The organism is Paraclostridium benzoelyticum, assembly GCF_001006285.1.
GTDB lineage: Bacteria > Bacillota > Clostridia > Peptostreptococcales > Peptostreptococcaceae > Paraclostridium > Paraclostridium benzoelyticum.
On the sequence record NZ_LBBT01000058.1, the window covers coordinates 1 to 4883 of the forward strand.

4 protein-coding genes are annotated in these 4883 nt (G+C 30.7%); all 4 read left to right on the forward strand.

The features are described from left to right. Positions 1 to 155 precede the first annotated feature (155 nt). Genes larA through VN21_RS02995 form a run of 4 tightly spaced genes read left to right on the forward strand, consistent with a single transcriptional unit; the run spans position 156 to position 4876 of the window. Positions 156 to 1427, forward strand: a complete 1272-nt coding sequence (larA, locus tag VN21_RS02980; protein ID WP_046821983.1) for a nickel-dependent lactate racemase — start codon at positions 156 to 158, stop codon at positions 1425 to 1427. Between the two features lie 13 nt (positions 1428 to 1440). Beyond that, positions 1441 to 2223 carry an electron transfer flavoprotein subunit beta/FixA family protein gene (locus VN21_RS02985; protein ID WP_046821984.1) on the forward strand — a complete coding sequence of 261 codons (783 nt, stop codon included), beginning with the start codon at positions 1441 to 1443 and terminating at the stop codon, positions 2221 to 2223. A 13-nt stretch (positions 2224 to 2236) separates the two neighbouring features. Beyond that, a complete protein-coding gene (locus VN21_RS02990; RefSeq protein ID WP_046821985.1) occupies positions 2237 to 3466 on the forward strand; it encodes an electron transfer flavoprotein subunit alpha/FixB family protein in 1230 nt (409 codons plus the stop codon). An 18-nt stretch (positions 3467 to 3484) separates the two neighbouring features. Then, entirely contained in the window at positions 3485 to 4876 is a 1392-nt protein-coding gene (locus tag VN21_RS02995; RefSeq protein WP_046821986.1) for an FAD-binding oxidoreductase, read from the forward strand. Positions 4877 to 4883: the final 7 nt, after the last annotated feature.

The window sequence follows — 4883 nt, forward strand, 5'->3', positions numbered from 1 at the left end:
AAAACAATACTTGTAAATCTTTAGAAAATTTACTATCATGAAATTACAAACTGGTATGACCATAATACCAATATTAATAAAAACAGTAAAATGATTAAACAAACCTAAAACTATACGCTACTAAGTAGTGCTGCATTTCAAGAGGAGGGGCATAAATGGAGTTAAAAGTACCTTATTCAAAAGCTGGTATGAACATAAATATACCAGATGAAAACATGATAAAAGTTTTGCAATCCAAAGCTCATGATTTTAAATCTCGATTAAGTGAAGGTGAGATAGTAAAACAAGCTTTAGATAATCCTATAGGAAGTGAAAAATTAGAAGATCTAGTTAAAGGGAAAAAAAGCATGGTTATAATAACTAGCGATCACACTAGACCTGTACCAAGTAGGATAACGTTACCTATAATGCTTAAGAAAATAAGAAATTCAAATCCTGATATAGATATAAAAATAATAATATCAACAGGGTTTCATAGACCGAGTACAAGAGAAGAACTTGTATATAAAATGGGAGAAGAAATAGTGGATAATGAGCAAATAATTATGCACTTTTCAACAGATGAACAAGCTATGGTCAAAGTTGGAACGCTTCCATCTGGAGGAGATTTAATTGTAAATAAAGCAATTATAGAAACTGATTTATTAATAGCTGAAGGATTCATAGAACCACACTTCTTTGCAGGTTTTTCAGGTGGAAGAAAAAGTGTACTTCCAGGAGTTGCATCTGCTAAAACCATAATGTATAATCACTGTTCTGAATTTATAGATAGTCCTTACGCTAGAACAGGGAATCTAAAAAATAATCCAATTCATAGAGATATGTTGTATGCAGCGCAAAGCGTTAATTTAGACTTTATTTTAAATGTAGTTATAGATAAAGATAAAAAAGTTATAGGTGCCTTTGCAGGCGATGTTAAAGAAGCTCATGAGGTAGGCTGTGAATTTGTAACTAAACTATCAAAAGTTGATAAAGTTGATGCTGACATTGTAGTTAGTACAAATGGAGGTTATCCACTAGATCAAAATATATATCAAACAGTAAAAGGAATGACTGCAGCAGAAGCTACATGTAAAGAAGGTGGAGTAATAATAATGATATCTGCATGTAATGATGGCCATGGAGGCCAATCTTTTTATGATAGTGTAGCAAAAGCATCCTCACCTAGTGAAATATTAGAAAGAGTAAGAAAAATTCCAAAAGATAAAACTATTCCAGACCAATGGGAGTTTCAGATATTAGCAAGAATTCTAGAAAAATTTACAGTAATTATGGTTACAAACTTATGTGATCCTAATATGATTAAAAACATGCATATGAAACATGCAAATAGTTTTGAGGAAGCTTTAAAAATAGCTTTTGACATAAAAGGCAACAACTCAAAAATAGCTGTTATACCTGATGGAGTATCAGTTATAGTAAAGTAAAGGGGGAAGCAACATGGAAATATTAGTATGTATAAAACAAGTTCCAGGAACATCTGAAGTAGAAGTAGATGAAAAGACAGGGGTTTTAAAAAGAGATGGAGTAGATTCTAAAATGAATCCATATGATTTATATGCTCTTGAAACGGCATTAAAAATTAAAAAAGAAAATAATGCTAAAGTAAAGGTTTTAAGTATGGGACCGCCTCAAGCAAAACAAGTAATTCAAGAAGCGTTCATGATGGGTGCTGATGAGGGTTCATTAGTAAGTGATAGAAAGTTTGCAGGAGCTGATGTACTTGCAACTTCATATACAATTTCACAAGGAATTAAAAAGGTAGGTAAAACTGATTTAATAATTTGTGGTAAGCAAACAACTGATGGAGATACTGCACAAGTTGGACCAGAAATAGCTGAGTTTTTAAATATACCTCATGTTACTAATGTAACAAAATTAATTGAAACTAAAGAAAAAAGTATAGTAGTAGAAGTAGATATGCCTAATACTCGTGAAATTTGTGAAATTAAATTTCCTTGTTTGATAACAGTTGAAAAAGAGATATTCCAACCAAGATTACCTTCTTTTAAATTAAAACTTGAAACTAAAGATAGAGAAATACCAATGATTAGCCTTAATGATTTTGAAGACAAAGATGAAAAAAATTATGGATTAAATGGATCTCCAACTCAAGTTTTAAAAATTTTCCCACCTACTTCAAATGTAGAAAAAGAAACTTGGAAGGGTGAAGAAGTATCATCTTTATTATTAAATAAAATAAAAGAGCTAAAATTAATATAAGGGGGAATTTAAAGTGGCTAAAATAGTTATAAATCAAGAAAAAGTTACAGAAATGAAAAAAGTATTAGACATATGTCCTTTTGGTGCTATAGAGCTAAATAATGGAAAATTAGAAATTGGTGCAGGGTGTAAAATGTGTAAGATATGTGTAAAAACTGGACCAAAGGGTGTATTTGAATTCGTAGAAGATGAAGTTATAAAAATAGATAAAGATAAATGGAAAGGTATAGCAGTATATGTTGATCATCATGAGGGAGACATCCATCCTGTAACATTTGAATTAATAGGAAAAGCTAAAGAAATGGCAAAAAAAATAAATCAACCAGTTTACTGTATATTTGTTGGAAGTAATTTAGAAGACAAAACAGATGTATTACTTTCTTATGGTGTAGATAATGTATTTGTATATGATTACAAAGATTTAAAAGAATTTAAGATTGAACCATATACTGCATGTGTAGAGAATTTTATAAAAGAAGTAAAACCAACTATATTACTGTTTGGGGGAACTACAATTGGTAGAAGTTTAGCTCCAAGGCTTGCAGCTAGATTTAAAACTGGATTAACAGCAGATTGTACAATACTGGATGTTCAAGAAAATACTGACTTAGACCAAATAAGACCTGCTTTTGGAGGTAATATAATGGCACATATACATACACCAAACCATAGACCGCAGTTTGCTACAGTTAGATATAAAATATTTTCAGCTCCAGAAAAAGTTGACCATCCAACAGGTAAGGTTACTTTATGCAATATAGATGAAAATAAATTAAAATCTGATATAGATGTTTTAGAAATTAACAATAAAACTAAAGAAGTAGGAATAGAAGATGCAGAAGTTATAATAGTTGGAAGTAGAGCTATTAAGAAAAAAGAAGACATGGAAATGCTATATAAATTAGCTGATTTACTAGGCGGGCAAGTTGCAGGAACAAGACCTTTAGTAGAATCTGGATGGATAGATGCTAAAAAACAAATTGGGTTAAGTGGTAGAACTGTAAAGCCTAAGTTAATAATAACTTGTGGGGTATCAGGAGCTATACAATTTGTTGCAGGGATGAATGGATCAGAGTGCATAATATCTATAGATAAAGATGAAAAAGCGCCTATATTTGATACTGCTCATTATGCAATTGTAGGAGATGTTTATGATGTGATACCTAAACTTATTAAAGACTTAGAGCTTGAAAAATCAAATGACTATGAAGCAATAGACGAAGTTTTAGCTATATTAGAATAAGGATCGGGGGAAAATACAATGTATAAAAAAATAGATCAAAAAGATATTGAATTTTTAAAAAGCGTATGTGGAGTTGAAAATATTTTAGTAGGAGAGGAAATAAATGAAGATTACTCTCATGATGAGTTGGGGGGAGTTGAAAAATACCCTGAAGTTTTAGTAAATGTTCATAGTACAGAAGAAGTTTCTAAAATAATGAAATATGCATATGAAAATAACATACCTGTAACACCGAGAGGGCAAGGTACTGGATTAGTTGGGGCCGCTGTAGCTATTTATGGTGGAATAATGATAAACTTAAGTCAAATGAATAAAATAATAGAGTTAGATGAAGAAAACTTAACATTAACAGTAGAACCTGGAGTATTACTTATGACAATAGGTCAATATGTAAGTGAAAGAGATTTATTTTATCCTCCAGATCCAGGAGAAAAAAGTGCAACAATTGGTGGAAATATAAATACCAATGCAGGTGGAATGAGAGCTGTCAAATATGGGGTTACAAGAGACTATGTAAGAGGATTAGAAGTTGTACTTGCAAATGGAGAAGTAATCAATGTTGGAGGAAAAGTTGTAAAAAACAGTTCAGGTTATAGTATAAAAGATTTATTAGTTGGATCAGAAGGTACTTTAGGAATCGTAACTAAAGCTATACTTAAATTATTGCCATTACCTAAAAAAGATATAAGTTTACTTATTCCATTCTCAGATTTAGGAACAGCAATAGAAACAGTTCCAAAGATAATAAAATCTAAGTGTATTCCAACTGCGATTGAATTTATGGAAAGAGATGTAATCCTTGCAGCAGAAGAATTTTTAGGTAAAAAATTCCCAGATAATACATCAGATGCGTACTTATTATTAAAATTTGATGGAAACAGCAAAGAAGAAATTGAAAAGGCATATGATCAAGTGGCAAAACTTTGTTTAGAGTGTGGAGCTTATGATGTATTTATCTCAGATACTCAAGAAAGAAATGAATCTATATGGTCAGCTAGAGGTGCATTTTTAGAAGCTATAAAAGCAACTACAACTGAAATGGATGAATGTGACGTTGTTGTACCAAGAGATAAAGTTGCAGAATTTATAAAGTTTACAAATGAACTTCAAGAGACACTAAATGTAAGAATTAAAAGCTTTGGACATGCAGGAGATGGGAATTTACACATATATATATTAAGAGATGAATTAAATAAATCTGAATGGAATACAAAGCTAAAAGAAACTTTTGAAAAGATGTATGAAAAATCTAGAGAACTTAATGGGCAAGTTTCTGGAGAGCATGGAATTGGATATGCGAAAAAAGAATATTTAAATGAATCTCAAAGTGAATCATATATGGAAATAATAAAAAATATAAAATTAGCGTTTGATTCTAAGAACATATTAAATCCAGGGAAAATATATTAAAACTTTA

Coding starts and splice junctions, on each gene's coding strand:
- larA (WP_046821983.1), top strand. CDS start 156: ATGGAGTTAAAAGTACCTTATTCAAAAGCTGGTATGAACATAAATATA.
- VN21_RS02985 (WP_046821984.1), top strand. CDS start 1,441: ATGGAAATATTAGTATGTATAAAACAAGTTCCAGGAACATCTGAAGTA.
- VN21_RS02995 (WP_046821986.1), top strand. CDS start 3,485: ATGTATAAAAAAATAGATCAAAAAGATATTGAATTTTTAAAAAGCGTA.